This window comes from Ensifer sp. Root954 (genome assembly GCF_001429005.1).
GTDB classification, from domain to species: domain Bacteria; phylum Pseudomonadota; class Alphaproteobacteria; order Rhizobiales; family Rhizobiaceae; genus Ensifer; species Ensifer adhaerens.
The window spans coordinates 284471-307718 of the sequence record NZ_LMJM01000025.1 but is presented as its reverse complement, the minus strand read 5'-3'; the positions used below and the strand labels follow the sequence as shown (position 1 = coordinate 307718).

Below are 23248 nucleotides of genomic sequence, written 5' to 3'. Positions count from 1 at the left end.
GGCTATCGGCGGCGCGCAAGCGGCTGCAGGAAGACGCGCTCATAGCTCACGAACGGCGGATCGTCGGCGTAAAGCGCGTTCGCTGCCATCCCATCGGGATCCGCGGCCACATCGCTGCGATAGCGCAGATACGCCGCCTCGTCCGCAAAGGTGAAGAGCGCGACGGCGATGTCGCCGGCTCCGTCTTCACCCACCCCCGGAAAACTGGCGCCGACGCCCTCAGGTTTTTCGCGCGGCACGAAATAGCCGTGATGCGTCCCGCCGTGCCGCTCGATCAGCGTCATCCAGGTTTGCGCATAGGCCTCGAATTCCGCCAGGCTACCCGGTTTCAGCCGGTAGCGGATCTCGCAAGTGACTGTTGCTTGCACCATAGCGGACCGATCTCCTGTCATCCGGTCTTCGCGGTCGACGATCGCGTTGATGAAGCGCGTCTTCTCAGCGGTGTAGCGATCGCCGTCATATCGATAGGCCTCGGCGAGGCGTGCCTTCAGCGCCGCGTAGGCCAAGGCGGTGTCCGCATGGCTGCGCAGATGGTCGCGGAAGACAAGACGCCGTCGATGTGTCTCGTTGTCCGGCGGGCAGAGATAGACGCGCCGATTCTGTTCGACCCCCTGCAGCATGAAGGCCCAGACATCGTCGTCGTACCGGTTGCCGCGCGCCTGATAGCCGGCCGCAACGAGCAAGGCGCTGGCAGCCGCAATGTCGGGCAGCCCCTTCAAAGTGACATCGATGTCGATGACGGCCTTTGCCGTCATACCGGTAACGGCCGTGCTGCCGATATGATCGACGGCGATGACCAGCGCATCCAGGATGCGCCTGAGATCCTGCGCGATCTCCCGGTAACGCTGCGGCCAGTTGGGATCATAGGCAACGATTTCCACCCGTGTCGCCATTCAGAGCTCCGTCTCGTGGTCGATGCCACCCTTTCCCGGACGCGGCCCGCGAAGGCCGATACAATTGCCCCAGGGGTCGCGCACCTGGCACATCCACAGCCCCTCCTGGATCGCCATCGGCCCGCGATAGAGAGCCGCGCCGAGCGCCTCGAAATGGGCGAGCGCCCGATCGAGGTCCGCGACCGCCCAGTAGACGACGGAACCGGCAGCACCGCTCGCCACCTTCTCGTCGGCCTGGACGATTTCGAGATCGATGGTGCCGATCCGCAGATAGGAAAAATCAAAGGCGGCAAGAAACCGATGTTCAGCGTCAGGAAATGCGCGCTGATACCAGACAAGACCCGCCTGCGTATCGGCCACATGCACCAGAATGGCCGCCACGCCGTCCGCCATCACCCCCTCCATCCGCCATCCAGATCGCCTTGATACAGGATTCGCGGCCGTCTCAGGTGGAAATCGCCGGAGCGGCCGCTTGGCCGCGCCCGTCCGCGCCGCCCCGCACCGCCTGCCAATCGCATTCGGCAAGCCCCGCCGGCTTGAACGGGTCGATCAGCGTGCCCGAGACGATCGAGGCGAGCAGCCCCTGCATCGGCGGGGTGCGCGCAACTGTGGCTACCAGCCTGTCGCGCAGCCAGGCGAGAGCCGTCGAGTCCGACTGGTAGAAGGGCGTGAAGAGAAGCGACAGCAACTGGAACAGCGCGACGTGGTTGCGGCGTGCGGCGGCATAGGCGGCAAGTGCGGCATCGAGATCGCCAGCCGTCTCCAGCGCATGCGAAAGTGCTGCGACGTCGAGCAGCGCCATATTCGCCCCCTGCCCGAGCTGCGGGCTCGTCGAATGGGCGCTGTCGCCGACAAAGGCGATGCGGCCGGCGACCGGCCGGCGCATCGTGCGGTGCGCATAGCGCGCCAACGTCAGTTGCTCCCAGTCACTGATCTGATCCAGCAACGGCGCACAATCCGGCCAGTAATCGAGAATGCGCGCCTTCCAGCGATCGAGCCCGGCCTGCTGTATCACGTCTGCGTCCGCTACCTTGAGGCTCCAGAAGAAGGCGACGCGGTCGCGCTCGCCCATCCGCGCGCGGCCCGCCGGCAGGATGCCGATCATCACCTTCGCCCGGTCGTAGCGCTGCACCAAAGCGTGCGGATCATGATTGAGGCCGTCGCTGTCGAGCGTCGCCCAGAAGGCGCCATAGGCAAGCTCGCGCACCTTGGGCGCGGCGGTCGAACCGGCTGCCAGCGCCGAGCGTGCGCCGCTTGCATCGATCACCAGATCATAGGCGCCCGCCTCATGCCCTTGCGCGTCCAGCATCACCGCCTTGCCGCCAGCCATTCGAACCTCGGTCAGCGTGACGCCGGTCTTGACCGGCAGCCCGGCCGCGGCCACGGCATCGTGAAGCGTATTGAAGAGGGCCGCGCGCTGCACCGCCAGCCCGAAGCGCCCACCGGCGAGCGCATCATAGCGCACGTCGAGCACGGTGCGCCCGGATTTGGCATCGGCGCCATAGAGCCGGTCGATCCGGCTGCCGAGGACCAGCATCGGCTGCAACAGGCCGAGTGTGTTCAGGACCGTCAGCCCCGTCGGCTGCAGCATCAGCCCGGAACCGACAGGTGAAGCTGCGTCGAACCGCTCGAGGATCTCCACCCGATGACCGCGCCGCGACAGCATCAGTGCCGCTGCCAGCCCCGCCGGGCCGGCGCCCGCTATGCCGATATGAAGTCTCTTCATGGTTCCCCGACGCAGATGATCGGCGAAACTATAGGGAAAATCAAAGTGCTAGGGCAAGGTCACGCCACCGGGACACGACGTCGCGCGTGGCGCTTGACGTTGCGTCATGCTGCAATGAAGTGGCCGCGCCTCATCCGGCCTGCCGGCCATCCTCTCCCCGCAGGCGGGCGAAGGGTACGCGTGGCACCCGCTCGTTCCATCGTCGCTCCCGCCAATTGTGTCACCGTGGCAACGATCGGCGCGCCTTCGGTCTCATCTGACGGCTGCCCCACTCGGCAACGCTCCGACCGGGCGCGTCCCCTCTCCCCGCCTGCGGGGAGAGGGTTAGGGTGAGGGGCAAGCCCCACGAAACGATCACCGGACACGAAAATAGCAGGCGCGCCACAGCGCAACCAACCCGCGACTAAGGGGCATCATCGCCGCTACGAAACGCCCTACCCCTGCGCGTCATACACCTCGCGCGCGGCCCGAATGGCGCCGTGGTTTTCCACAGACCAGTCGACGAAGTGCTTGAGCAGGCCGAGCAGCGAGCGCCCGAGATCGGTCAGCGCATATTCGACGCTCGGCGGCTGTGTGGGGTAGACGGTGCGGTGGATGTAGCCGTCGCGCTGCAGGTCCCGCAGCGTCTGGGTCAACATGCGCTGGGAGATGTCGGGGATCAGCCGGCGGAGCTGCGAGAAGCGCAAGGGGCCGTCGGCGAGCGACAGGATCATCAGCGAGTTCCACTTGCCGCCGATATTGTCCATGACGTCGCGGACCGGGCAGTTTTCCATATCCATCGGCACGCCGCAGACGATCGCCACGCGCTTGCCCTTCATGTCCCCGGTCGGCTTGTTCATCGGCGGTACCCTTTTTGTAACCACAGCAGAAAAAACTGCCTCCTTTACAGCCCTACTGCGATTACGCGATAAGAGCAAGTCTCAAAAAGAGACCATGTGCCGAAGCATCTCCCAGGCAACGGCAGGAAGAGCCGGCGAGGCCTGCGCCGCGGCGTTCTGCGCGCGTTTCCGTCTCGGCCAAAACAGAAAAGGTAAAGACCATGTCCGATACATTGCTCGTCACCGGCGCAACCGGCCAACTCGGCAAGCTCGTGCTCGACCAGTTGCTTGCGTCCGGCATCGCACCGGCCCGGATCATCGCCACCAGCCGCGATACGGCGAAGCTCGCCGATTATATCGCCAGGGGTGTTCAGGCCCGCGTCGCCGATTTCGACGATCCCGCTTCGCTCGACCAGGCCTTTGCCGGCGCCGACCGGATCCTGATTATCTCGACCGACGCGCTGGACCAGCCCGGCAAGCGGCTGAAGCAACATCTGGCCGCCGTCGCGGCTGCGAAGAAGGCCGGCGCCAAGCACATCGTCTACACTTCGATGCCGAGCCCGGAAACCTCGGTCATTCCCTTCGCACCCGATCATCTCGGCACTGAAAACGCCATCAAGGCGACCGGCATTCCCTATACGATCCTGCGCAACGGCTGGTACATGGAGAACCTGTTCATGGCGCTGCCGCATGCCCTTGAGACCGGGCAATGGTATTCTTCTTCGGGCGAAGGCCGCCTCGCCCACATCGCCCGCGGTGATGCCGCCAAGGCCGCAGCCGCAGCCCTTGCCGCCTCCACAAGCGAGAGCCACACCTATACGCTGACGGGCGGCGAGCTGCGCTCGACGGACGAGATCGCAGCCCTCGTCGCCAAGGCGACCGGCAAGTCCCTCAACGTCGTGCACATCTCCGACGAGGCGCTCGCAGGCGGCCTGAAGAGCGCCGGCCTGCCGGACTTCCTGATCCCGATCGTCGTTTCCTTCGACGCCAACACCCGCGGGGGCCACATCGACATGGTGACGGGCGATGTCACCGCGCTGACCGGCGCGACGCCGGTGACGCTCGCCGCCTTTCTCGAAGCGAGCAAGGCGCGACTTGCCAGCTAAGCGGTAAGCCAGGCAGCGGGAGCCCGGCCGTTGGCGTCGGGCTCTCGAAACGACCTTTGCCATGCTGTCGGCACCGGGAGGGCACGAGCTGCCCGCCCTGCCGGCCAGACAATCTTCGCCATGGTCGTCACTGCCATTTGTTCTTGCTTTGTTCACGTTTTCGCTCTATGAATTCTCCTGGCTTCACCGCTTAAAAAAAGGGAAATCATGAGCGTTTATCTGACCGTCGGTACATTGGATTCCGCCAGATCCAATGCCTTCTACGATGCCACCCTGGCGACGATCGGCTGGAAGGCGCACACGGACTTTCCGGACTGGCGCGCCTATTCCGAAGGCGGAACCGGCAATGGTCCCGTGCTGTGGGTCTGCAAGCCCTTCAACAATGAACCGGCAAGCGCTGGAAATGGTTCGATGGTCGGCTTCATGGTCCAGTCCCGTCAGGACGTCGATGCCTTCTACCAGGCAGGCATGGCCAATGGCGGAACGGATGAGGGCGCCCCCAATCCGCGGCCGCATTATGGGCCGCACTGGTACGCGGCCTACATGCGCGATCCCTCCGGAAACAAGATTTCCGTCGTCTACAACGGTTAGCCCATCGCTGCCTTGGCGGGACACAGTAGCCGGGCATCCCAAGCACCGCGCTCGCCGGCATGGGAAGGCTGATGCCTGGCACGCGGGCTTGGCAGCTTTTGCCGTCGCCTACCGGAAGGCCTCCACCGGCGAAGCATCGGCCCTCAGCGCAAGCTCGGCCAGAACAAGCGCGCCGACACCGGCGAGAAAGAAGCCGGCCGAAAGGTTAAGTGTCGTGCCATCGTAGAAGGCGCCCACCGCGATCGAAAACACCGTCGCCACGAGGCTGGAGCCGGAGGCGATCAGCGATGCGCCGAGCCCGGCCACCTGCCCGAGCGAACGCATGGCCATGGCGTTGAGATTGCCGAACAGCACGCCGACCGCAAAGAAGGCGGCAAAACCAAGCACCAGCAGCATCGCAAGCGGCGGCCGCCCGCCCCAATAGAGCGATGCCGCAAGCATCGCCAGCCCTGCCGCGGCCAGGCCCACAAAACCCCGGCGCGCCATCGCCTCCGCACCGAAGCGCTGCACGAGCTTGGCATTGAGGAACGAGGCAAGCCCGATGCCCGTCGCCAGCATGGCAAAATAGAGCGGGAAGGTCTCACCGATTCCGTAGGCGTCGAAGAAGAGGTCGGCGGCCGTGCTCAGATAGAGAAGCTGCGCGCCGAAGACGAGCCCGGTCGCGACGATCAGCAACGTCACCCGCCGATGCGACAGGATGCGCCGCCCGTTCGATACGAGCAGCCCCAGGCGAAAGGGAATGCGTTTGTCGGTCGGCAATGTTTCTGGCTGCCGCATCACCAGCCACAGGCCGAGAACGCCCGCCGCCGCGAGATAGACGGCAAAGATGCTCCGCCAGCCGGCTACAGTGATGATCCCCTGCGCCAGTGTCGGCGCCAGCATCGGCACCAGAATGAACAACGTGAACATGAACGACATGACGCGGGCCATGGCGTCACCCTCGAACTGGTCGCGGATCATCGCCCTCGTCGCGATCTTCGGCCCGGAGACACCGACACCCTGAAGAAACCGGCCGAGGATGACCATTTCGAGCGAGTTCGCCACCATGGCGATGACCGTTCCGAGCGCATAGACGCCAAGGCCCAGGACCAGCGCCCTCTTCCGCCCCATCGCATCGGAAAGCGGCCCGAGCAGCAGTTCGCCGAACGCCATGCCGAGAATGAACAGCGAAATCACATGCTGGGTGGAAAGCGGCGGCGCGACGCCGACGTCGGCGCCGATCTGGCGCAGACCCGGCAACAGCGCGTCGATGCTGATCGAGGTCAGCGATGTCAGAAGCGCATAGAGAACGATGCGCTCGCGAAAACTGGTCTGAATGATCATGGGCCGGAGATGGGCGAGAGGACGGGCTTACTCTATAGCAGCCCCCGTTGCAGATTGCATTGCGTTCGCGCCTGCGTTGCCCTGAGTATTTTCAGGATGTTACGGCGTCTCATTTGCCAGATGCGCGGCATCCGCCAGGCGGACGACGGCGCGATTCCTGAAAAAATCATCCTCGCGCAGATGGGTGATGCTTCCGGATTTCGCCGGGAAGCTCAAGAAGCCGGCGGCCTCGATCGGAACCTTCATCCAGGCCGCCATCACCAGCGTCAGCGTGAAACCGTGGGTGACGATGATCTGCGTCGGACAGGGCCTGCCGACGATGGCCTCGACGCAAGGGTAGACCCGAAGCGCCACGTCGCGGCGGGTTTCCGCGCCGTCGATACCGCAATCATGATCCAGCCGATTGTCGTCCGGCGCCGCGGTATAGCGCGCGTCGAGCCAGGCCTGCGGCCTGCCGCCGGCCACGCCATAGCTGATTTCGCGAAGAGCGGCGGTTTCCGTCACGGGCGCGGCAAGGCGCGCGGCGATCGCCGCCGCCGTTTCAGCAGTGCGCAAAAGGTCGGAGCTGAAGATCTCGACCTGCCTCCGCCGACAAGGGTCGCAAGACGCTCGGCCGTGGCCGCCGCATCCTTTCGGCCGCGCTCGCTCAGGCCGGTATCGTACCAGCCGCCCACCCTGCCCTCGACATGGTGGACGGATTGCGTGTGGGTGACGACGAAGAGTTCCTTCATGCGAAGGCGCCTCAGACCTCCTGCCCGCAGGCGCGACGGAAGCGGCGCACGGTCTCGGCCATGCCGTATTCCAGCGCATCGGCGGTCAGGCCGTGGCCGATCGACACTTCGGCAAGGTTCGGAATGTGCCTGGCAAGCAGCGGCAGGTTGGCGACAGTCAGGTCGTGGCCGGCATTGACGTCGAGACCGAGCTCGGCCGCCATCGCCGCCGTGCGGCCAAGCTCGCCGGCGATCTTCTCGGCCTTTTCCGGATCGTCATAGCAGCCGCCATAGGGGCCGGTGTAGAGTTCGATGCGGTCCGCACCCGTTTCCTTGGCGATGCGCAGCGCCTCCATGTCCTCGTCGCCATCGGCAAACAGCGAAACGCGAAAACCCTTCTTCTTCAGCCGGCCGACCACATGGCCAAGCAGATTGTGGTTCTTGCGGAAATCCCAGCCGTGGTCGGAGGTCGCCTGCGCCGGATCGTCGGGCACCAGCGTCACCTGTTCCGGCCGGTGCGCTTCGACGAGACCGAGAAACTCCTCGTTCGGGTAGCCTTCCATGTTGAATTCCGTCTCCGGGAATGCGCCGTCGATCAGGTCGCGGATCGGCTGCAGGTCGGAAAAGCGGACATGGCGCTGATCCGGCCGGGGATGCACCGTCAGGCCGGCGGCGCCGGCTTCGAGCGCAATGCGCCCGAGTGCGGTGACGGAGGGCCAGGGTAGATCGCGCCGGTTGCGAAGCATTGCGACGGCATTCAGATTCACGGACAGTTTTGCAGGCATGTCTGAACTTTCCAGAGGCGGGGCCGCTCACGGCCCGATGCGGGCAATGTGGATGCAATGTTCTACTGCATATTTAACGAAAGCAGAAACGGTTTGAGGTCGGGATTATGCAGCAATTCCAAGGAGTACCAATGCAATATCCGCGTCAATGGCGCGCAGTGCGTTTGCCCGCCTTGTCTTGATCAAATCTTGACAATCGATCTCTCTAATATGCAGGAAAGCTCAATCACCGGAACGAAACCTTCGGGCCGCCGGCACGCCGGCACTGGGCGAGCGAGCACCGCTACGATCTGTCACAGGGATTGAGGACGCAATTTTTACGTTTATTTCAGAAAAAACTCAAATTTGGCGTCTATCACCCCTGACAACCACTTCTTTTGGCCTTAAATTTCCGAATCAGATCGAATGGCCCTGGCCTACGCCGCGATCGCCTTCATAGATTTTTAGATCACATGACCCTGGAGCAAGCACCGATGACGACGGTCGAAAGACCCTGCGATGAGACGATACGGCGGACGCTCCGTCGCATCCTCGAAAGCAAGGCTTTCGCGCGCTCCGAGCGCTTGCGGGCGTTCCTCGCCTATGTCGTCGAAAAGGAGATGATCGGCGAAGGCCATCAGCTCAAGGGGTACTCTATCGCCATCGACGTCTTCGACCGGCCACAGGCCTTCAACGCCGATAGCGACCCGCTGGTGCGCGTGCATGCCGGCAAGCTGCGCAAGCTGCTCAAGGCCTTCTACGAGGGCGACGGCGCCGACGAGGAATGGCGCATTGCCATTCCCAAGGGAACCTACGTTCCGGAATACCGCCACGCGCGGACGGAAGTGGCCGAAACTGCCGCCCCCGCGCCGCGTCAACCGAAGCCGGCCAAGCGGCGCTTTGCCGGGCATCGCCCCGCCTGGCCGCCGGCCCCGCTCTCCTCGCCGCTCTCCGTTCTGAGCGTCCTGCCGCTGTTGCTCTTTGCCCCGATGCCGTCGCAGGAAATGACGCTGGACCTCGACGCCCAGGCCAAGCTCTTCAACGCCCGCCACGCAACCGAGCGGGTGCTGCCCGCCGTTACCGTGAAGCTCAGCGGCGCCGAAAACAGCGATGCGAAGGCCTTCGCCACGGCGCTGCGGCTTGCCGCCCAGCGCCACAAGACGCTGGCGCGCGCCACCGATGGCGACACCGGCCGACCGGTCTCGCGCAACTCAGCACTTTCCTTCACAGTCCAGGTGACCTGGTACGACGCACCGGCCCAGGGCATTCGCGTCACCCTCTCCCATGACGGCGAGAACGTGCCGATGCGCCAGGACTTCATCACCTGGAAGCGGCTCGAGACCGAGCCTGACCTGCTTTTCGAGAGCATGTCGCTCGCCGCCGAACTGTTTTCGCTCGATGGCGAGATCTATAATCACGCCCGCGAAGAGCAGATCGAAAGCCCGCTGATGGGCTGCATGGCCGCCACCCAGCGCTATCGCAAGCACCTCACCCGCGACACCTTCGAGACCGCCTGGTCCTGCCAGCAGAAACTCTCGCCGCTGCGCGGCGACGAGCCGCTGTTCATCCTCAGCGCCAACAGCCCGCTCAAGGTCATCGGACACTGAGCCTGCCCGGCGGGGCGGGCAAAGGCCGGTCCGCATGAAGCGGCTGCGACCCCCGGTCCGCCACATTCGCCTGCCATACTGGGACTGGTCATATTAGCGATTCGCGTATACGGTACACGCATGCGTTGGGAATGGGTGCCTGGGTGCTCGTCAGGCAAGCATCGATGTCCTGAGTAAACCGTGCCTGGTGCGCGGAGGTGCCCCAACCGAGCAGCAGGTATTGTCGTTGACGATCAACGAGTGCCTCACCGCGCGGATCCGTCCGCACCTTTGAGACCCGGCGATCGCCACCGCTTCCGGACGCGGATTGCGCGCACCCCTGGGTCGGTCTCGATTCAGGAAATTGCAGAAACAGCGCGTCGAAAGACGCGCAGGCTGTAGACCGGGGACCTTCGACATGCCGCGAGACCACTGGAAATTCGAGGGCGTGCTGGCCACGCCCGATCGTGTCGGCTTTCTACCCGACCTGCCGCTTCCCCACCACGACCCCACGACGCCGCTGGCGATCGCCGACATGGCCGACGCTTTCGGCGTCACCCATCGCACGCTGCACTTCTACGAGGAAAAGGGGCTCCTGACCGCCGCCCGCATGGGGCCGATGCGGGTCTACAACGAAGATCACATTCGCCGCATGGCCGTCATCAACGCCTGCCGCGAGATCGACATGCCGATCTCGACCATCCTGGAACTGCTGACCGGACTTGCGGGCACCGAGGAGCAGGCCGAAGCCGACAAGCTGTTTCGCGACGCCCTGCTTGCCCGACGGCGTGAGCTTGCCGCCCAGCAGGCAAACCTGCGCCGGCAGATGCAGCGCATCACCGAGCTGCTCGAAACCACCGACGGAGGCGAAGCCACCGATGAGGACGGCCATGTCCATCTCTCGCCGATCGAAAGCGAGTGCCTGACCTTCATGGCCGACGGCTATCCGGCGGCGCGCATCGCCGGGCTAATGGATATGGACGTGGCGGCAGCGCTTACCCTTGAAGCCGGCATCATCCGCAAGTTCGGCGCCAACAACCGCTTCCAGGCGATCGCCAAGGCGGTGCTTTCAGGCATGATCTCGGCGGAATAGCGAGAACACGGCAGCCGCCCCCGATGCCTTGCCGTCCGCATCCTCGTGCGTGAAGAGGACGAGGTCGCGTTGCGCCTCGCCTAGGTCACGACGCTCTGCTGCAGCCCCTGCCCGCAGGCCTGCCACAGTAAGGCGCGCCGAACAGTTTGCAGGTCCACGCGGCACAATTCTCTTGAACGGCAGACATTGCGGTGTCGCCATTATCCCGCACGTGTTACGAGGGCGCCTGAACAAATACGGACGAGAGACCCCGATGCTTCCCTGGATAGAGCTGGACCGCGCAACCATTCCCGGTGACGGCGACGAGCTGCGCCTGAAGCAGCGCGGGCAGGAATTCTCGATCATGCTCGGCTCGAACGAGCTGATGAACAGCCGGTTGAGCGGCTCGGAAGAAGCGCTGGCGACGCTCGCCCATGAGCGCATCGCCGGCGGCAAGAACCTGAGCATGCTGATCGGCGGCCTGGGCATGGGCTTTACCTTGCGCGCGGCCCTTGCCGTGCTGCCAGGCGATGCCCGCGTGACCGTCGCCGAACTGGTTCCGGCCGTCGTCGACTGGGCGCGCGGCCCCATGGCCGATCTGCACAAGGGCACACTCGACGATCCCCGCGTCGATATCCATGTCGGCGATGTCGGCGCGCTGATCCGCTCGAAGAAGGCCGCCTACGACGCCATCCTGCTCGATGTCGACAATGGCCCGGATGGCCTGACGCGTCCCTCCAACGACAGCCTCTACAGCCACACCGGCCTTCGCGCCGCGCAAGCCGCCCTTCGGGCTGGCGGCGTGCTTTCCGTCTGGTCGTCGGCACCCGACAGCGCCTTCACCCACCGCCTGCGCGAAGTCGGCTTTGCCACCGACGAGGTGAACGTGCGCGCCAACGGCAAACGCGGCGGCGCCCGCCATATGATTTGGATGGCAACGAAGCGGTAACAGCTCAAGACGGCTGCACCTCAGATCTTGCGGAAGGCGCGGCTCGATATCGAGATCGGATTGCCTGATGGGTCCTTCGCATTGGCGAACTGATAGCCATCGGCCTGATGGATGGCCCCGAATACCAGCCCTTCCTGAGCGCACCCTCGGCTGAAGGCTTCGACATCCCTGACATCGAACACCAGCTTGATGAGGGATTGGCCTTTCCACTGCCCTTGGCGGTCGGATGGACCATCAGGCTGGCGCCACCGTCTTGCGGGATCAGCTCGACGATCCGGTCGCCCGCCTCGCGCGATGCCTGAAAGCCGAAGTGCTTTTCGTAGAAGCGAACCGTCGCTTCCGCGTCATGGGCGTAGAGAATGATCCTGTTGATCGGCACGTCCGCATCCTTCCGGCAGCGCGGTCTAGCGAACGATGGTCAGCCGCTCCGCAGCGCGAGTGATCGCGGTATAGAGCCAGCGCTCGCGGGTATCGCGGAAGGCCCAGCTTTCGTCGAACAGCACGACATTGTTCCACTGCGAGCCCTGCGCCTTGTGCACCGTCAGCGCGTAGCCGTAGTCGAACTCGTCGTAGCGCTTGCGCGTCGTCCAGGGGATCTCGCCCTCGACATCCTCGAAGGCCGCCTTCAACAGCTTGATCTTGGCGGCACCCCGATCCATGTCGTCGTCTTCAGGCCGGATCATCAGGTTGATGCCCGGCTTCACCGTTTCCTTCGACGAGCTCATCACCTGCCACAGCGAGCCGTTGAGCAGGCCCTTGGCCGGGTCGTTCCGGAGGCACACGAGCTTGTCGCCCGATTGCGGATACTCGCTGGTGAAGCCTTTCAGTTCGCGCAGGCGCTGGTTGTAGCGCCGGCGGGTCTTGTTGGTGCCGACCAGCACCTGGTCGGCTTCGAGCACCAGTTCCTGGTTCACCTGAGAGCGACCGATCACATGCGTGGTGCCATAGTCGCCATGCATGATCTCCTTGCCTTCGCGCACCTGCATGGCGAGCTGGATGATCGGATTGTCGCGCGCCTGGCGGTGAATGTCCGTCAGCAGGTAGTCCGGCTCCTGATTGGTGAAATAGCCGCCGCCCGTAACCGGCGGCAGCTGGCCGGGGTCGCCAAGCACCAGGATCGGCGTGCCGAAGCTCATCAGGTCCTTGCCGAGTGCCTCGTCCACCATCGAGCATTCGTCGACGATGATCAGCGCCGCCTTGGCGACCGGGCTCTGGCGGTTGATCGCAAACATCGGCGCGATCGAGGTCTTGCCGGTTTCCTCATCGGAAACCTCCTCTTCGCCGCGCGGCCGGTAGATCAGCGAGTGGATGGTCTTGGCGTTGCTCGCGCCCTTGGAGCGCAGCACCTGCGCCGCCTTGCCGGTAAAGGCGGCAAACAGCACGTCGCCTTCGACATGCTCGGCAAAATGCCGGGCCAGCGTCGTCTTGCCGGTACCGGCATAGCCGAACAGCCTAAAGAGCGGCGAGCGACCCTCTTTCAGCCATTGCGAAACGGCCTTCAGGGCCTCGTCCTGTTGCGGTGCGAATTGCATGAGGCTGAGTGTCAGGATTCGGGCCGCACACGCAAGCCCGGAATTGCGGCCCCACCGGAGGACCAGGAGCCGCCAGCTTCGCGAGCGTCACCGCCGCGCGCAAAATTACCCCGTAAAATCAAGGCCACGCCTCGTCACGACTCCTTCCGGCGCGGCTTACGCCCGGTGGAATTTGTTCACGTTTTTTTCTCATTTCGCCTCCTGCCCGCACGGTGCTCGCATTGCCCGTGGTCGATCCTGTGGCACTTTCTTGCTCTGCCCCTTGAATGCAACGCCGCATTGTTGCTAACGAGCGTGACGTGATGGCGCCCGCGCTTCTGCTGGCGAAGACCATCGCTCAAAGCCCGTCAAGGCCGGCCCCGGTGGCCGTTCCCGCCTTTCCGGGTCATGCCGGAGAGTGCCCGTGAAAACCGACAAGCCAGCTGCGCCGCCCACCCCGGACAAGGTCGGCCTCGGACGGTTCGCGCCCTGGCTGCAATGGAGCCTGCTGCTTGCGGTCTCCATCGTCCTTGCCTCGTTTTTCGAATTCATCGGCCTTCCGGCCGGGCTGCTCATGGGCCCGATGCTGGCCGCCGTGCTCGTCGGCATGAATGGTGGCACGATACGCCTGCCGCGCCAGCTGTTCTTCTGCGTGCAGTTCATCCTGGCGATGATGATTGCCGGTGCCATGACGCCGGGTATGCTCGCCACCTTCTCCGGCAACTGGCCGCTGTTTCTCGCCGTCATCCTCTCGGTCATCGCCGTCAGCACGCTCTGCGGCTGGGTCATCACCCGCATGCGCATCCTGCCGGGCACAACCGCGATCTGGGGATCGTCGGCAGGCGCCGCCTCGACCATGCTGCTGATGGCTGACGCCTATGGGGCCGATGCACGCCTCGTCGCCTTCATGCAGTATCTGCGCGTGATCTTCGTCGCCAGCACCGCGACCGTGGTTGCGCATATGTGGGTCACCGGCGCCGAAGCCGAGCAGACCACCCACTGGTTCGCACCGATCGACGGCCTGCTTTTCCTCGAGACAATCGCCGTCGGGCTTGGCGCAGCGCTCGCCGGCCGCTTCCTGCGCGTGCCCGCCGGTGCCTTCCTGCTGCCCTTCCTTCTCGGCGCCGTGCTGAACGTCTCCGGCGTCATGACCACCGCGCTGCCGCAATGGCTGCTGGCGATCTGTTTTGCCATGCTCGGCTGGAACATCGGCCTCGGCTTCACCCGCCAGATCCTCATCCATGCCCGCCGCGCGCTGGTGCCGACGATCATCTCGATCGTCGTGCTGATCTCGTTCTCCGGCCTGCTTGCCCTGCTTTTGATCAAGGTGGTCGGCATCGATCCGCTGACCGCCTATCTCGCCACCAGCCCCGGCGGCCTCGACTCGATCGCCGTCATTGCCGCCTCGAGCAATGTCGACCTCTCCTTCGTCATGGCCCTGCAGACCGCCCGCCTGCTGATCATCACCATGATCGGGCCGGCGCTCGCCCGCTTCGTCGCCGACCGGGCTTGACGATGTTGGCCCGGCACGTTTCCAATGCGCTGCCGGGAGAACACTCGTGAAGACGCTCAGAATCTATGGACCTCCGGAAGCCGCGCTTCCCTTCGACCTGCGCGACATCCTGCAGCGCCTCGCACCCCGCACACTGAGAGCGTCGTGGAGAGTTTCCGCCGTCGACGCAGGTTATCAATGGTTCGATGCCACCGGCCCCGGCGGCGACGTTCTGGAGAGTTGGGCCCAGTCCGGGAGCATGATCGAGGGCCGGCACCTGGCCGCCGCTGCGCAAGACGTTCTCCAGATCATCTGGGGAGAGTTTACCGGTTTCCTGCCGGGCACCCCGAACAGCCCCTGGATCGTCATTCGCGCCATCGACGGCACGTTTTACGAAATCACCACGGACGACGAGACGGTTCTGCAACGGGTGGAGACCGGTTTCCAGGGCGCTCGCCGTTCTGATGCCCCGTGGAAACCGGCCGACTAGCACCATCGGCTGCTCCCTCACGAGAGCGTCTGCAATCCTCAGGCGCTTTCCGCCAATCGCGCAGCGAAGCGCGCCATCACGGTGGAGACCGCCTCCTTGGTGAGCCGCACGCGCGGCAGTTCGGCCGATTGTTCATGGACCAGCAACCAGAGATCCGGGGCCAATGGCGGCGCCTCCGGCAGCAGCCGCGTGAAGCCTGCCGCCTCGGCCGCAAAGGCAGGAAGCACGGCAAAGCCGAGCCCGTTTTTCACCGCCGCCATCTGCGCGCCGAGCGAGGAGAAGCGCATCGCCGGCTGCAGGCCGGGGCATAGGGTTTCCAGCCAGGCGACCATAATCAGGTAGCTCAGCTCCTCGCTCCAGCCGACCAGCCGGTGGCGGTAGAGGTCGGCAGGTGCGCTCGGCATGCCGTGACGCGCGATGTAGCCAGGCATCGCATAAAGGCCGAAGGCGAGTTGGCCGAGCCTGCGCTGGCGATAGTTGCCCTGCTGCGGCCGCACCAGGCGCAGAACGATGTCGGCCTCTTCGCCGGCAAGCCGCACCGGGCGCACGCTCGAATGCATCTCCAGGCGGATTTCCGGATGCTCCAGCAGGAAACCGGCGAGGCCCGGCAACAGGACCTCCTGCCCCAACAGTTCAGGCACGTCGATGCGCACCGGGCCGGCAAGGTCGTTGTCCTTCTCCCGCGCCGTCCGCTCGAAGACCCGCATCTGCGCCTCGGCCCGCTCGGCCGGCGCCAAAAGCGCCTCGCCCGCCGGCGTCAGGTCGTAACCGTCGCGGTGCGGCCGGAAAAGCCTGACCTGCAACGCCGCCTCCAGCACCTCGATCCGGCGTGACACGGTCGATGCGCTGACACCAAGCCTGACGGAGGCCGCAGTCAGCGAGCGCGCATTGGCAACGGCAAGAAAGAATTTGAGATCGTTCCAGTCCATATCGCTTTCCATTTTTGGAAATCAGAATTGCGGAATGGTTTCTCGACCGAAGCCAGGAAATCAAGCAGTTTCTTCTGAAATCCGGAGAGAAACCAGCATGACGTCCAACATCGATACCTTTCGATTTTCCGAATTTGGCGAGCCGTCGGTGCTCGCCTTCAAGGCCGAGACGCTGGGCGAGCCCGGGCGCGGCGAAATCCAGATCCGCCATCTCGCCATCGGCGTGAACTACATCGACATTTATCACCGCCGGGGTTCGGCACCCCTGCCCCTGCCGAGCGGGATCGGCGTCGAAGGCGTCGGCGTGATCACCGCGCTTGGCGAAGGCGTCGAAGGCTTTTCGATTGGCGCACGCGTCGCCTATGTGGGCGGCCCGCCCGGCGCCTATGCCACCCACCGCAACCTGCCCGCCGCCCGGGCGCTGGCGCTGCCGGAGGAACTGGACAGCCGAGAGGTCGCAGCCCTCGTCTTCAAGGGACTGACCGTCGAATACCTGATCCGTCGCTGCATCGAGGTGAAGCCCGGCGACACGGTGCTCTTCCATGCGGCGGCCGGCGGTGTCGGCTCGATTGCCTGCCAGTGGCTGAGCCACATCGGCGCGACTGTCATCGGCACCGTCAGCTCCACAGAGAAAGCCGAAATCGCCCGGGCCAATGGCTGCCATCATGTCATCCTCTACAGCCAGGAGGATTTCCGGGTCCGCGTCGGCGAAATCACCGGCGGCAAGGGTGTCGGCGTCGTCTATGATTCCGTTGGCGCCGACACCTTCGCCAGGTCGCTCGACTGCCTGCGCCCGCGCGGCACGCTGGTTTCCTTCGGCGCCTCCTCCGGTCCGGTTCCCCCGCTCGACGTCGCCTCGCTCTCGGCCAAGGGCTCGCTCTATGTCACTCGTCCCTCGATCGCCCACTACACTGCCGAGCGAGGCGAGTACGAAGCGGCGGCGCGAGAGTTGTTCGGCGCCATGCAGGCAGGTGTCGTTCGTGCCCCAGCCATCACCACCTATCCGCTTCACGACGCCCGCAGGGCTCACGAAGACCTGGAGGCCCGGCGGACGACCGGATCCGTGGTCCTGCTGCCCTGAACGGCTGTCGCCTCCAACTGGTCAGCGCCCTATTCCCCCTCTCGTCGGCCGCGCGATGAACGTCGCGCGGCCGGTTGCGTCCTGTGGCCGACCTGCAAGAACCGAACCGAAACTTCCGCCAGTTCTCCGGGAATAAATCCTGTGCTTGCCGTGTCTTACGGTTGGATCTGCACCATGCGGCTCCCGCGGAAACGGGACGAGGAGGCTTTTCGCCCGTTTCCGGACAGGAAAACCATCTTGAGGAAGGACAACTGCCATGAGAACGTTTCCACTGACGATCGCCATGCTGCTTGCGGCCAGCGTTACGGCTTTCGCCGCGCCGCCGGTCAAGGAAGTCGAGACCGCCAAGGGCAAGGTGCTGGCCGGAGAAAACGGCATGACGCTGTACACCTACAAGGACGATCATGGCGGCGTGTCCATGTGCTACGATGATTGCGCCAAGAACTGGCCGCCCTTCTTCGCGGAAGCCAGCGCCAAGGCAGATGGTGCCTATACGGTCGTCGAGCGCAAGGACGGCAAGAAGCAATGGGCCAAGGACGGTATGCCGCTCTACTTCTTCATCAAGGACAAGAAGATGGGTGACATGACCGGCGACGGCATGAAGAAGGGCGAATGGAATGTCGCCAAGCCGTAACGGCGGCAACGAGGATGCGGGGGCACCCCCCGCCTCCGACCGGTTCGAAGAGGATGTGCTGGCCCTGGTGCCGGCACTGCGGCGCTATGCCCGCAGCCTGGTGCGCTCGGACCCGGATGGCGAGGACCTGTTGCAGGATTGCGTGGAGAAGGTGCTTTCGCGCCGCGCGCAGTGGCGCGGCGTGAACCTGCGCGCCTGGGCCTTCACCATCATGACCAATCTCGGCCGCAACCGGCACCGCTATGTGGCGATGCACCCGCAGGTGGCGCTGGACGAGGACCTGGGCCTTGAGGCCGAGACCCACGAGAGCGACCCGCTGGAGCGCTCGCGGCTTGAACGGGCGCTGAACGGGCTCTCCACGGAGAACCGCTCGGTGCTGATGCTCGTGGTGATCGAAGGATACCGCTACCAGGACGTGGCCGAGATGATGGCCATACCGATGGGCACCGTGATGTCGCGCCTGTCGCGCGCGCGGCGCCAGCTTGCAGAAGCCATGAAGGACGACAATGTGATCAGCATGCGGAGACCGAAATGACGGAAGGCCACAACACCGTCTCCGAAGACGACCTGCACGCCTATGTCGACGGCGCCCTTGGCCCGCGCGAGCGGTTGCGGATCGAGCAATGGCTCGAGCAAAACCCCACGCAGGCCGAAGAGGTCCGGCAATGGCGGGCGCAGGCGGTCGAGTTGCGCGCGCTCTTTGCCGGCTATGCCCGCAGCGACGCCGATGACCGGGCTCTGCTTCTGAGCAACGGCAGCGAACGCTTGCAACCGGATCCCGGCAAGGACACCCGATCGTTTGCCAGCATCGCCCGCGCCGTCGCCGCCGGCCTGGTGCTCTTTGCGGCCGGCGGCCTCACCGGCTTTTACGCGCCCTCCTTGCTCTCACCCGAGCAAAGCCCCCGGCCGACGCAGACGGCCGACAGCCTGCCGCGCCAGGCGCAATCGGCCTTCCTGGTCTATGCGAGCGAAGTGCGCCATGCCGTCGAGGTCGGCGCCGACGACCAGACCCATCTCGCCACCTGGCTTGGCAAGCGCCTCGATCATCCGCTCTCGATCCCTGATCTCTCCTCGCTCGGCTTCTCGCTGGTCGGCGGCCGGCTGCTGCCGGTCAACGGCAAGGCAGGCGCGATGTTCATGTATGAGGATGGCACCGGCCGACGGCTGACGGTGCTGCTCGGCCGCAACGACGACAACCGCGAAACCAGCTTCCGCATCGACGAGAACGACGGCGTCGAGACCTTCTACTGGATCGACGGCCCGCTCGGCTACGCCGTCACCGGCGAGGTGCCGCGCGATCTGCTGCAGCAGGTGGCGGATGAATGCTACCGGCAGTTCGAAAAGAGCGAGGCGACGAAGAGCTGAGGGGTAACCCAGCCAACGCCGATCAGGCTTTGTTGGCAAGGTATTTCAAAGAGTTACAGTCGAGCCCGCACATTCGTCTCACCCCGCGTGACCCGAGACGCCCTGCGCTCAAAATCGCCGGGACGCTCACAATTTTCGGGACGCATCAGGTGCCGGCGCCCTTCGCCACGAGATAGGCCGAGAACATGTCGGCCATCGCATCCGCATAGGCCTCGATCTCCGCATCGCTGCGCGCCGTTCCCGAAAAATCCTTCCCCACCGTCGTCATCGTCGTCATGATCAGGTCACCGGCAAGTTCCCTGAGGTCGGTGGGTGCGTTCGGAAGAAGCTCGATCATGAACTGGTCGATGAGCGGATCGTTGGCCTCCTTGGCTTCCCGGGCTTCGGGCGCATCGCGATAAAGGGGTGCCGCGTCGCCCAGGGCAACCCGAACGGCCGCTTCCTCGCATTCCGAGCGCAGGAAGGCGTGAACCAGCGACCGCAGCCGATCGAGCGGCGACCGCGACCCGTCACTGAGGATCGTCGCCAGCAGCCCCGACGTCTGCCGCCATTCGTCGCTTTGCAGGCGGAACAGGATCGCGCCCTTGTTGGGAAAATACTGGTACAGCGACCCGACGCTGACGCCCGCCCGTTCCGCGACGCGGGCCGTGGTAAATCGCTGCGCTCCCTCCTCCTCCAAAACCTGAACAGCAGCCTGGAGAATGGCCTTTACCAGCTCGTTCGAACGCGCCTGCTTGGGCGCTTTTCGTGAAGAAATACGGGCACTTGATCTGTTGGGCATTGGCACCGTCCGCAATGCGATTAGCGAATGCGACGAATTATTCGTATTTTCCTCGTGAACGCAAGCCCATCGAAAACGAAGGAACATCCGATGACCACGCTCACCAGCCAGCCTCTCAAGGGCCTTCTCGACCGCCTGTTCGACGAGGCCGATGCCGCGACCAGCCCCGCAGTCGCGCAACTGCCCGCAAGCGAACGCGAACGATTGCTGCACAGCAAGACCGAATATCTGCAGCTCTACGGGCTCTTGAAGGATCTGTGGCTTCCGGTTTCGCGTGAGACCGGCAACCTCCTCTACATGCTCGCCTGCGCAAGCCGCGCCCGCCGGATCGTCGAGTTCGGAACGTCCTTCGGCATTTCGACGCTCTTTCTCGCAGCGGCGCTGCGCGACAACGGCGGCGGCGAGCTGATCACCAGCGAATTCGAACCGGCGAAGGTGGCGCGGTCCGGACAGAACCTCACGGCAGCCGGTCTCGAGGATCTCGTCGAGATCCGGCAGGGTGACGCGCTGACGACTTTCACCGACCTTCCCGACGCGATCGATCTGGTGCTGCTCGACGGGGCAAAACCGATCTATCTCGACGTCTTCAAGCTGATCGAGCCTCGCCTGCGTCCAGGCGCCCTGATCATCGCCGACGACGCCGACAGTTGCCCGGAATATCTCGACTACATCCGTTCGGCCCCCGGCACCTACCTGTCGACACCGTTTGCCGAGGACATCGAAGTGACGATGCGCCTCGCCTGATCGGCGCCATCGTTTCGGTTGAGCGCCGGCGCTTACGCCCACGCAAGGGCACCACATCAAGGAGAACTGCAATGCATGTATTCGTAACGGGCGCGACCGGCTGGGTCGGGTCGGCCGTGGTCAAGGACCTGATCGCGGCGGGGCACAGCGTGTCCGGCCTGGCACGCTCCAGGGAAAAGGCCGCAACCCTCGCCGCAACCGGGGCTTCGGTCGTCGAAGGCGGGCTTGAGTCCGCGGCGGTCCTGCAGCGGGCCGCAGGGCAAGCCGATGCCGTCATTCACACGGCCTTCAGGCATGACTTCGTCCATGGCCCGCTCGACCAGGACTTTTCCAGTTTCCTGGAAAGTGCGGCCGAGGATCAGCGCGTCATCGCGCTTCTGGGTGAGGGTCTCGCCGGATCGGATCGGCCGCTACTCGTAACCTCGGGTCTCGCCGGGCTGCCGCTCGGTGCCACGGAAACCGATCGGCCCAATGCCGCCGTGCCGCGCAAATCCGAAGCCGCTGCCCGTGCCCTTGCCGAGCGCGGCATTCGGGCGGCAACGGTCCGGCTCGCGCCTTCGGTTCACGGCGTGGGTGACTATGGCTTCGTCCCCATCCTCGTGCGTCTTGCGCGCCAGACGGGCGTTTCGGCGTATCTGGATGATGGCGCCAATTGCTGGTCGGGCGTCTACCGGGATGATGCAGCACGGGTCTATCGGCTTGCGCTTGAAAGCGGCACGAGCGAGTGCGTCTACCACGCTGTGGCGGACGAAAAGATCCCGTTCCGACAGATCGCCGAGATCATCGGCCGAAATCTCGGCCTGCCGGTCGAAGCCCGCCCGCCCGCGCATTTCGGCTGGTTTGCCGGCATGGCCGGCGGCAACATGGCCGCGTCCAGCGCCCGGACGCGAGCCTTGCTCGGGTGGAAACCTGTTGGGCCTGACCTGCTCACCGATCTGGATCAGGCAACCTACTACGGCACCTGACAAACACGTCCCTGCCGATGACGTCTCGGCAGTTCCCGCGCCGCGACAGTGTCCGTGCACGACTGCAGCCACCGAATGCCACATATTCCAAACTGCTTGTTTACGGTTGCAGGGAGCGTAATCTCAATTCATCCAGTCTGGGCCAGAGCGTGGCAACTTTGGCTGTGGCCGACTAGAGAGCAACTTTGGGGGTCTGGGCAATGTTCACGCTTCTCGCTGTCGTCGCGCGGGTCGAATTGGCGCGCGCCTTTTTTATCCTTTCCGCCCTAGGTCTTGCAGGCCTTTCGCCCGGCAACTCTCGGGCCCAGGAGCAGACACCCGGCTACCGCGCCTGGACTGGCGATTTCGACGGCATGCAGCAACGCCGCCTGATCCGCATTCTCGTCCCCTTCAGCAAGACGATCTACTTCATCGACCGCGGCGAGCAATTGGGCACAGCGGTGGAGACCGGCAATGCGCTCGCAGAGGAACTCAACAAGGACCAGAAAAAGGAGATCGACAGGATCAAGGTCGTCTATGTGCCAACCAGCCGGGATCTGTTGCTTCCGGCCCTTGTCGAGGGACGCGGCGACATCGTTGCCGCCAACCTGACGATCACGTCCTCGCGCAAGGAGGTCGTCGACTTTACCGATCCGCTGGCAACGGGCGTCAACGAAATACTAGTGACGGGTCCGTCGGCCCAGTCGATCGCAACGCTTGACGACCTCGGCGGAAAGACGGTGTTTGCGCGGCAGAGCAGCAGCTACTTCGAACACCTCGGCGCGCTGAACGCCCGCCTGAAGGCATCCGGCAATACCGGGATCGATATCCGGCCGATCGACGAAAACCTGGAAGACGAGGACCTGATGGAGATGGTCAATGCTGGCCTTCTTCCCTGGTGCGTCGTCGATGATCACAAGGCGCGCATATGGGCAACCGTGTTCGATCGCGTCGTTCTGCATGAGGATATCGCCATTGCTGCGGAAGGCGAGATCGCTTGGGCCATCCGCAGGGACAGCCCGAAGCTCGCGGCCACCTTGAATGCCTTCATCAAGACCCACAAGGTCGGTACCGCCTTCGGCAACGTTCTGAAGAAGCGCTATTACCAGAGCGAGAAGATGGTGCGTGCCGCCTACGAGCGCTCCGAGCTTGAAAAGTATCGCACCCTGCGTGGCTTCTTCGAGACACACGCCACCACCTACGACTTCAACATGCTGCTGCTTGCCGCGCAGGGCTATCAGGAATCGCAACTCGACCAGAGCAAGCGCAGCCCGCGCGGCGCCGTTGGCATCATGCAATTGCTGCCGACAACGGCCGCCGACAAGTCGGTCGGCATTAACGGCGTAGAAAAGGATCCGAACCGCAACATCGAAGCCGGCGCCAAATACATGCGCTATCTGATCACCACCTATCTCAATGAGCCGGGCCTCGATCCCGTCAACCGGACATTGCTTGCTTTCGCCGCCTACAATGCCGGCCCCGGAAACCTGCGCAAGATCCGCCGTATCACCAATGAAATGGGGCTCGATCCGAACATCTGGTTCGGCAATGTCGAGAACGGGGCGGCGAAGGTGATCGGCCGCGAGACCGTGCAGTATGTCGGCAACATCTACAAATATTATGTCGCCTACTCACTCTTCACCGATCTGGAAGCTCGCAGGGCCGAGAGCGCCGCACAGTCACCGCAATGATGCGATGCCTTTGCAGCGCACCGAGTTGCCATATGATGGAACCGGCAG

At 64.3% G+C, this 23248-nt stretch carries 25 protein-coding genes and 1 pseudogene; 14 read left to right on the top strand and 12 right to left on the bottom strand.

Annotated features, from left to right (window positions below; translation table 11 throughout):
• Nucleotides 1-2: 2 nt before the first annotated feature.
• The 4 genes from ASE71_RS37510 to ASE71_RS20700 all read right to left on the bottom strand — a co-directional run bounded on the left by ASE71_RS37510 (nucleotide 3) and on the right by ASE71_RS20700 (nucleotide 3458).
• Nucleotides 3-893: a GrpB family protein gene (locus ASE71_RS37510; protein WP_063891134.1), complete on the bottom strand. Its 891-nt coding sequence runs from the start codon at nucleotides 891-893 to the stop codon at nucleotides 3-5.
• Nucleotides 894-1286, bottom strand: coding sequence for a glyoxalase/bleomycin resistance/dioxygenase family protein (locus ASE71_RS20710; RefSeq protein ID WP_060516007.1), 393 nt, complete (start codon nucleotides 1284-1286; stop codon nucleotides 894-896).
• Between the two features lie 52 nt (nucleotides 1287-1338).
• Complete coding sequence (locus ASE71_RS20705; RefSeq protein ID WP_060516006.1) at nucleotides 1339-2619, bottom strand: FAD-dependent oxidoreductase; 1281 nt, start codon at nucleotides 2617-2619, stop codon at nucleotides 1339-1341.
• Nucleotides 2620-3053: 434 nt separating this feature from the next.
• Nucleotides 3054-3458 carry a winged helix-turn-helix transcriptional regulator gene (locus ASE71_RS20700; protein WP_034792759.1) on the bottom strand — a complete coding sequence of 135 codons (405 nt, stop codon included), beginning with the start codon at nucleotides 3456-3458 and terminating at the stop codon, nucleotides 3054-3056.
• Between the two features lie 200 nt (nucleotides 3459-3658).
• Between ASE71_RS20700 and ASE71_RS20695 the strand changes: the two genes are divergently transcribed.
• Together ASE71_RS20695 and ASE71_RS20690 are read left to right on the top strand one after the other, a co-directional pair.
• Nucleotides 3659-4543, top strand: coding sequence for an SDR family oxidoreductase (locus tag ASE71_RS20695; RefSeq protein WP_060516005.1), 885 nt, complete (start codon nucleotides 3659-3661; stop codon nucleotides 4541-4543).
• 207 nt (nucleotides 4544-4750) lie between these two features.
• On the top strand, nucleotides 4751-5134 hold the full coding sequence (locus ASE71_RS20690; protein WP_060516004.1) for a VOC family protein: 384 nt from the start codon (nucleotides 4751-4753) through the stop codon (nucleotides 5132-5134).
• A gap of 108 nt (nucleotides 5135-5242) precedes the next feature.
• Here ASE71_RS20690 and ASE71_RS20685 read toward each other — a convergent pair whose 3' ends face one another.
• The 4 genes from ASE71_RS20685 to ASE71_RS20675 all read right to left on the bottom strand — a co-directional run bounded on the left by ASE71_RS20685 (nucleotide 5243) and on the right by ASE71_RS20675 (nucleotide 7952).
• A complete protein-coding gene (locus ASE71_RS20685; protein ID WP_060516003.1) occupies nucleotides 5243-6457 on the bottom strand; it encodes a multidrug effflux MFS transporter in 1215 nt (404 codons plus the stop codon).
• A 99-nt stretch (nucleotides 6458-6556) separates the two neighbouring features.
• The gene (locus ASE71_RS20680; RefSeq protein ID WP_274533425.1) at nucleotides 6557-7012 is read right to left on the bottom strand and encodes a histidine phosphatase family protein; all 456 of its coding nucleotides are present in this window, start codon (nucleotides 7010-7012) and stop codon (nucleotides 6557-6559) included.
• The gene (locus ASE71_RS37375; RefSeq protein WP_274533424.1) at nucleotides 6958-7188 is read right to left on the bottom strand and encodes a phosphoglycerate mutase family protein; all 231 of its coding nucleotides are present in this window, start codon (nucleotides 7186-7188) and stop codon (nucleotides 6958-6960) included. The genes ASE71_RS20680 and ASE71_RS37375 overlap by 55 nt, the downstream gene beginning before the upstream one ends.
• A gap of 11 nt (nucleotides 7189-7199) precedes the next feature.
• Nucleotides 7200-7952, bottom strand: coding sequence for a pyridoxine 5'-phosphate synthase (locus ASE71_RS20675; protein WP_060516002.1), 753 nt, complete (start codon nucleotides 7950-7952; stop codon nucleotides 7200-7202).
• A gap of 473 nt (nucleotides 7953-8425) precedes the next feature.
• On the opposite strand from ASE71_RS20675, the gene ASE71_RS20670 reads away from it, so the two are divergent.
• The 3 genes from ASE71_RS20670 to ASE71_RS20660 all read left to right on the top strand — a co-directional run bounded on the left by ASE71_RS20670 (nucleotide 8426) and on the right by ASE71_RS20660 (nucleotide 11538).
• Nucleotides 8426-9538, top strand: coding sequence for a hypothetical protein (locus tag ASE71_RS20670; RefSeq protein ID WP_060516001.1), 1113 nt, complete (start codon nucleotides 8426-8428; stop codon nucleotides 9536-9538).
• Nucleotides 9539-9935: 397 nt separating this feature from the next.
• The gene (locus tag ASE71_RS20665) at nucleotides 9936-10610 is read left to right on the top strand and encodes a MerR family transcriptional regulator (RefSeq protein WP_060516000.1); all 675 of its coding nucleotides are present in this window, start codon (nucleotides 9936-9938) and stop codon (nucleotides 10608-10610) included.
• A 253-nt stretch (nucleotides 10611-10863) separates the two neighbouring features.
• Nucleotides 10864-11538 (top strand): hypothetical protein, encoded by a 675-nt coding sequence (locus ASE71_RS20660; RefSeq protein ID WP_060515999.1) that lies wholly within the window; start codon nucleotides 10864-10866, stop codon nucleotides 11536-11538.
• 20 nt (nucleotides 11539-11558) lie between these two features.
• Here the strand turns inward: ASE71_RS20660 and ASE71_RS20655 are convergent.
• Both ASE71_RS20655 and ASE71_RS20650 read right to left on the bottom strand, forming a co-directional pair.
• Nucleotides 11559-11917: pseudogene (locus tag ASE71_RS20655) on the bottom strand (VOC family protein).
• A 25-nt stretch (nucleotides 11918-11942) separates the two neighbouring features.
• On the bottom strand, nucleotides 11943-13070 hold the full coding sequence (locus ASE71_RS20650) for an ATP-dependent DNA helicase (RefSeq protein ID WP_060515998.1): 1128 nt from the start codon (nucleotides 13068-13070) through the stop codon (nucleotides 11943-11945).
• A 403-nt stretch (nucleotides 13071-13473) separates the two neighbouring features.
• Between ASE71_RS20650 and ASE71_RS20645 the strand changes: the two genes are divergently transcribed.
• Nucleotides 13474-14562, top strand: coding sequence for an AbrB family transcriptional regulator (locus tag ASE71_RS20645; protein ID WP_060515997.1), 1089 nt, complete (start codon nucleotides 13474-13476; stop codon nucleotides 14560-14562).
• A 46-nt stretch (nucleotides 14563-14608) separates the two neighbouring features.
• Complete coding sequence (locus tag ASE71_RS20640) at nucleotides 14609-15031, top strand: hypothetical protein (RefSeq protein WP_060515996.1); 423 nt, start codon at nucleotides 14609-14611, stop codon at nucleotides 15029-15031.
• 38 nt (nucleotides 15032-15069) lie between these two features.
• Here ASE71_RS20640 and ASE71_RS20635 read toward each other — a convergent pair whose 3' ends face one another.
• Nucleotides 15070-15960 carry a LysR family transcriptional regulator gene (locus ASE71_RS20635; protein WP_060516177.1) on the bottom strand — a complete coding sequence of 297 codons (891 nt, stop codon included), beginning with the start codon at nucleotides 15958-15960 and terminating at the stop codon, nucleotides 15070-15072.
• 97 nt (nucleotides 15961-16057) lie between these two features.
• Between ASE71_RS20635 and ASE71_RS20630 the strand changes: the two genes are divergently transcribed.
• From ASE71_RS20630 to ASE71_RS20615, 4 genes are all read left to right on the top strand, one after another.
• Nucleotides 16058-17041, top strand: coding sequence for a quinone oxidoreductase family protein (locus ASE71_RS20630; RefSeq protein WP_060515995.1), 984 nt, complete (start codon nucleotides 16058-16060; stop codon nucleotides 17039-17041).
• 256 nt (nucleotides 17042-17297) lie between these two features.
• Nucleotides 17298-17675 carry a lipoprotein gene (locus tag ASE71_RS20625; protein WP_034792736.1) on the top strand — a complete coding sequence of 126 codons (378 nt, stop codon included), beginning with the start codon at nucleotides 17298-17300 and terminating at the stop codon, nucleotides 17673-17675.
• Nucleotides 17659-18210 (top strand): RNA polymerase sigma factor, encoded by a 552-nt coding sequence (locus tag ASE71_RS20620; protein ID WP_060515994.1) that lies wholly within the window; start codon nucleotides 17659-17661, stop codon nucleotides 18208-18210. Before ASE71_RS20625 ends, ASE71_RS20620 begins: the two co-directional genes overlap by 17 nt.
• Nucleotides 18207-19040: an anti-sigma factor family protein gene (locus ASE71_RS20615; RefSeq protein ID WP_060515993.1), complete on the top strand. Its 834-nt coding sequence runs from the start codon at nucleotides 18207-18209 to the stop codon at nucleotides 19038-19040. The genes ASE71_RS20620 and ASE71_RS20615 overlap by 4 nt, the downstream gene beginning before the upstream one ends.
• A gap of 145 nt (nucleotides 19041-19185) precedes the next feature.
• Here the strand turns inward: ASE71_RS20615 and ASE71_RS20610 are convergent, their stop codons facing one another.
• A complete protein-coding gene (locus ASE71_RS20610) occupies nucleotides 19186-19821 on the bottom strand; it encodes a TetR family transcriptional regulator (RefSeq protein WP_060515992.1) in 636 nt (211 codons plus the stop codon).
• Nucleotides 19822-19911: 90 nt separating this feature from the next.
• Between ASE71_RS20610 and ASE71_RS20605 the strand changes: the two genes are divergently transcribed.
• The 3 genes from ASE71_RS20605 to ASE71_RS20595 all read left to right on the top strand — a co-directional run bounded on the left by ASE71_RS20605 (nucleotide 19912) and on the right by ASE71_RS20595 (nucleotide 23200).
• On the top strand, nucleotides 19912-20565 hold the full coding sequence (locus ASE71_RS20605; protein WP_060515991.1) for an O-methyltransferase: 654 nt from the start codon (nucleotides 19912-19914) through the stop codon (nucleotides 20563-20565).
• A 71-nt stretch (nucleotides 20566-20636) separates the two neighbouring features.
• The gene (locus ASE71_RS20600; RefSeq protein ID WP_060515990.1) at nucleotides 20637-21530 is read left to right on the top strand and encodes an SDR family oxidoreductase; all 894 of its coding nucleotides are present in this window, start codon (nucleotides 20637-20639) and stop codon (nucleotides 21528-21530) included.
• Nucleotides 21531-21730: 200 nt separating this feature from the next.
• The gene (locus tag ASE71_RS20595; RefSeq protein WP_060515989.1) at nucleotides 21731-23200 is read left to right on the top strand and encodes a lytic transglycosylase F; all 1470 of its coding nucleotides are present in this window, start codon (nucleotides 21731-21733) and stop codon (nucleotides 23198-23200) included.
• Nucleotides 23201-23248 lie beyond the last annotated feature (48 nt).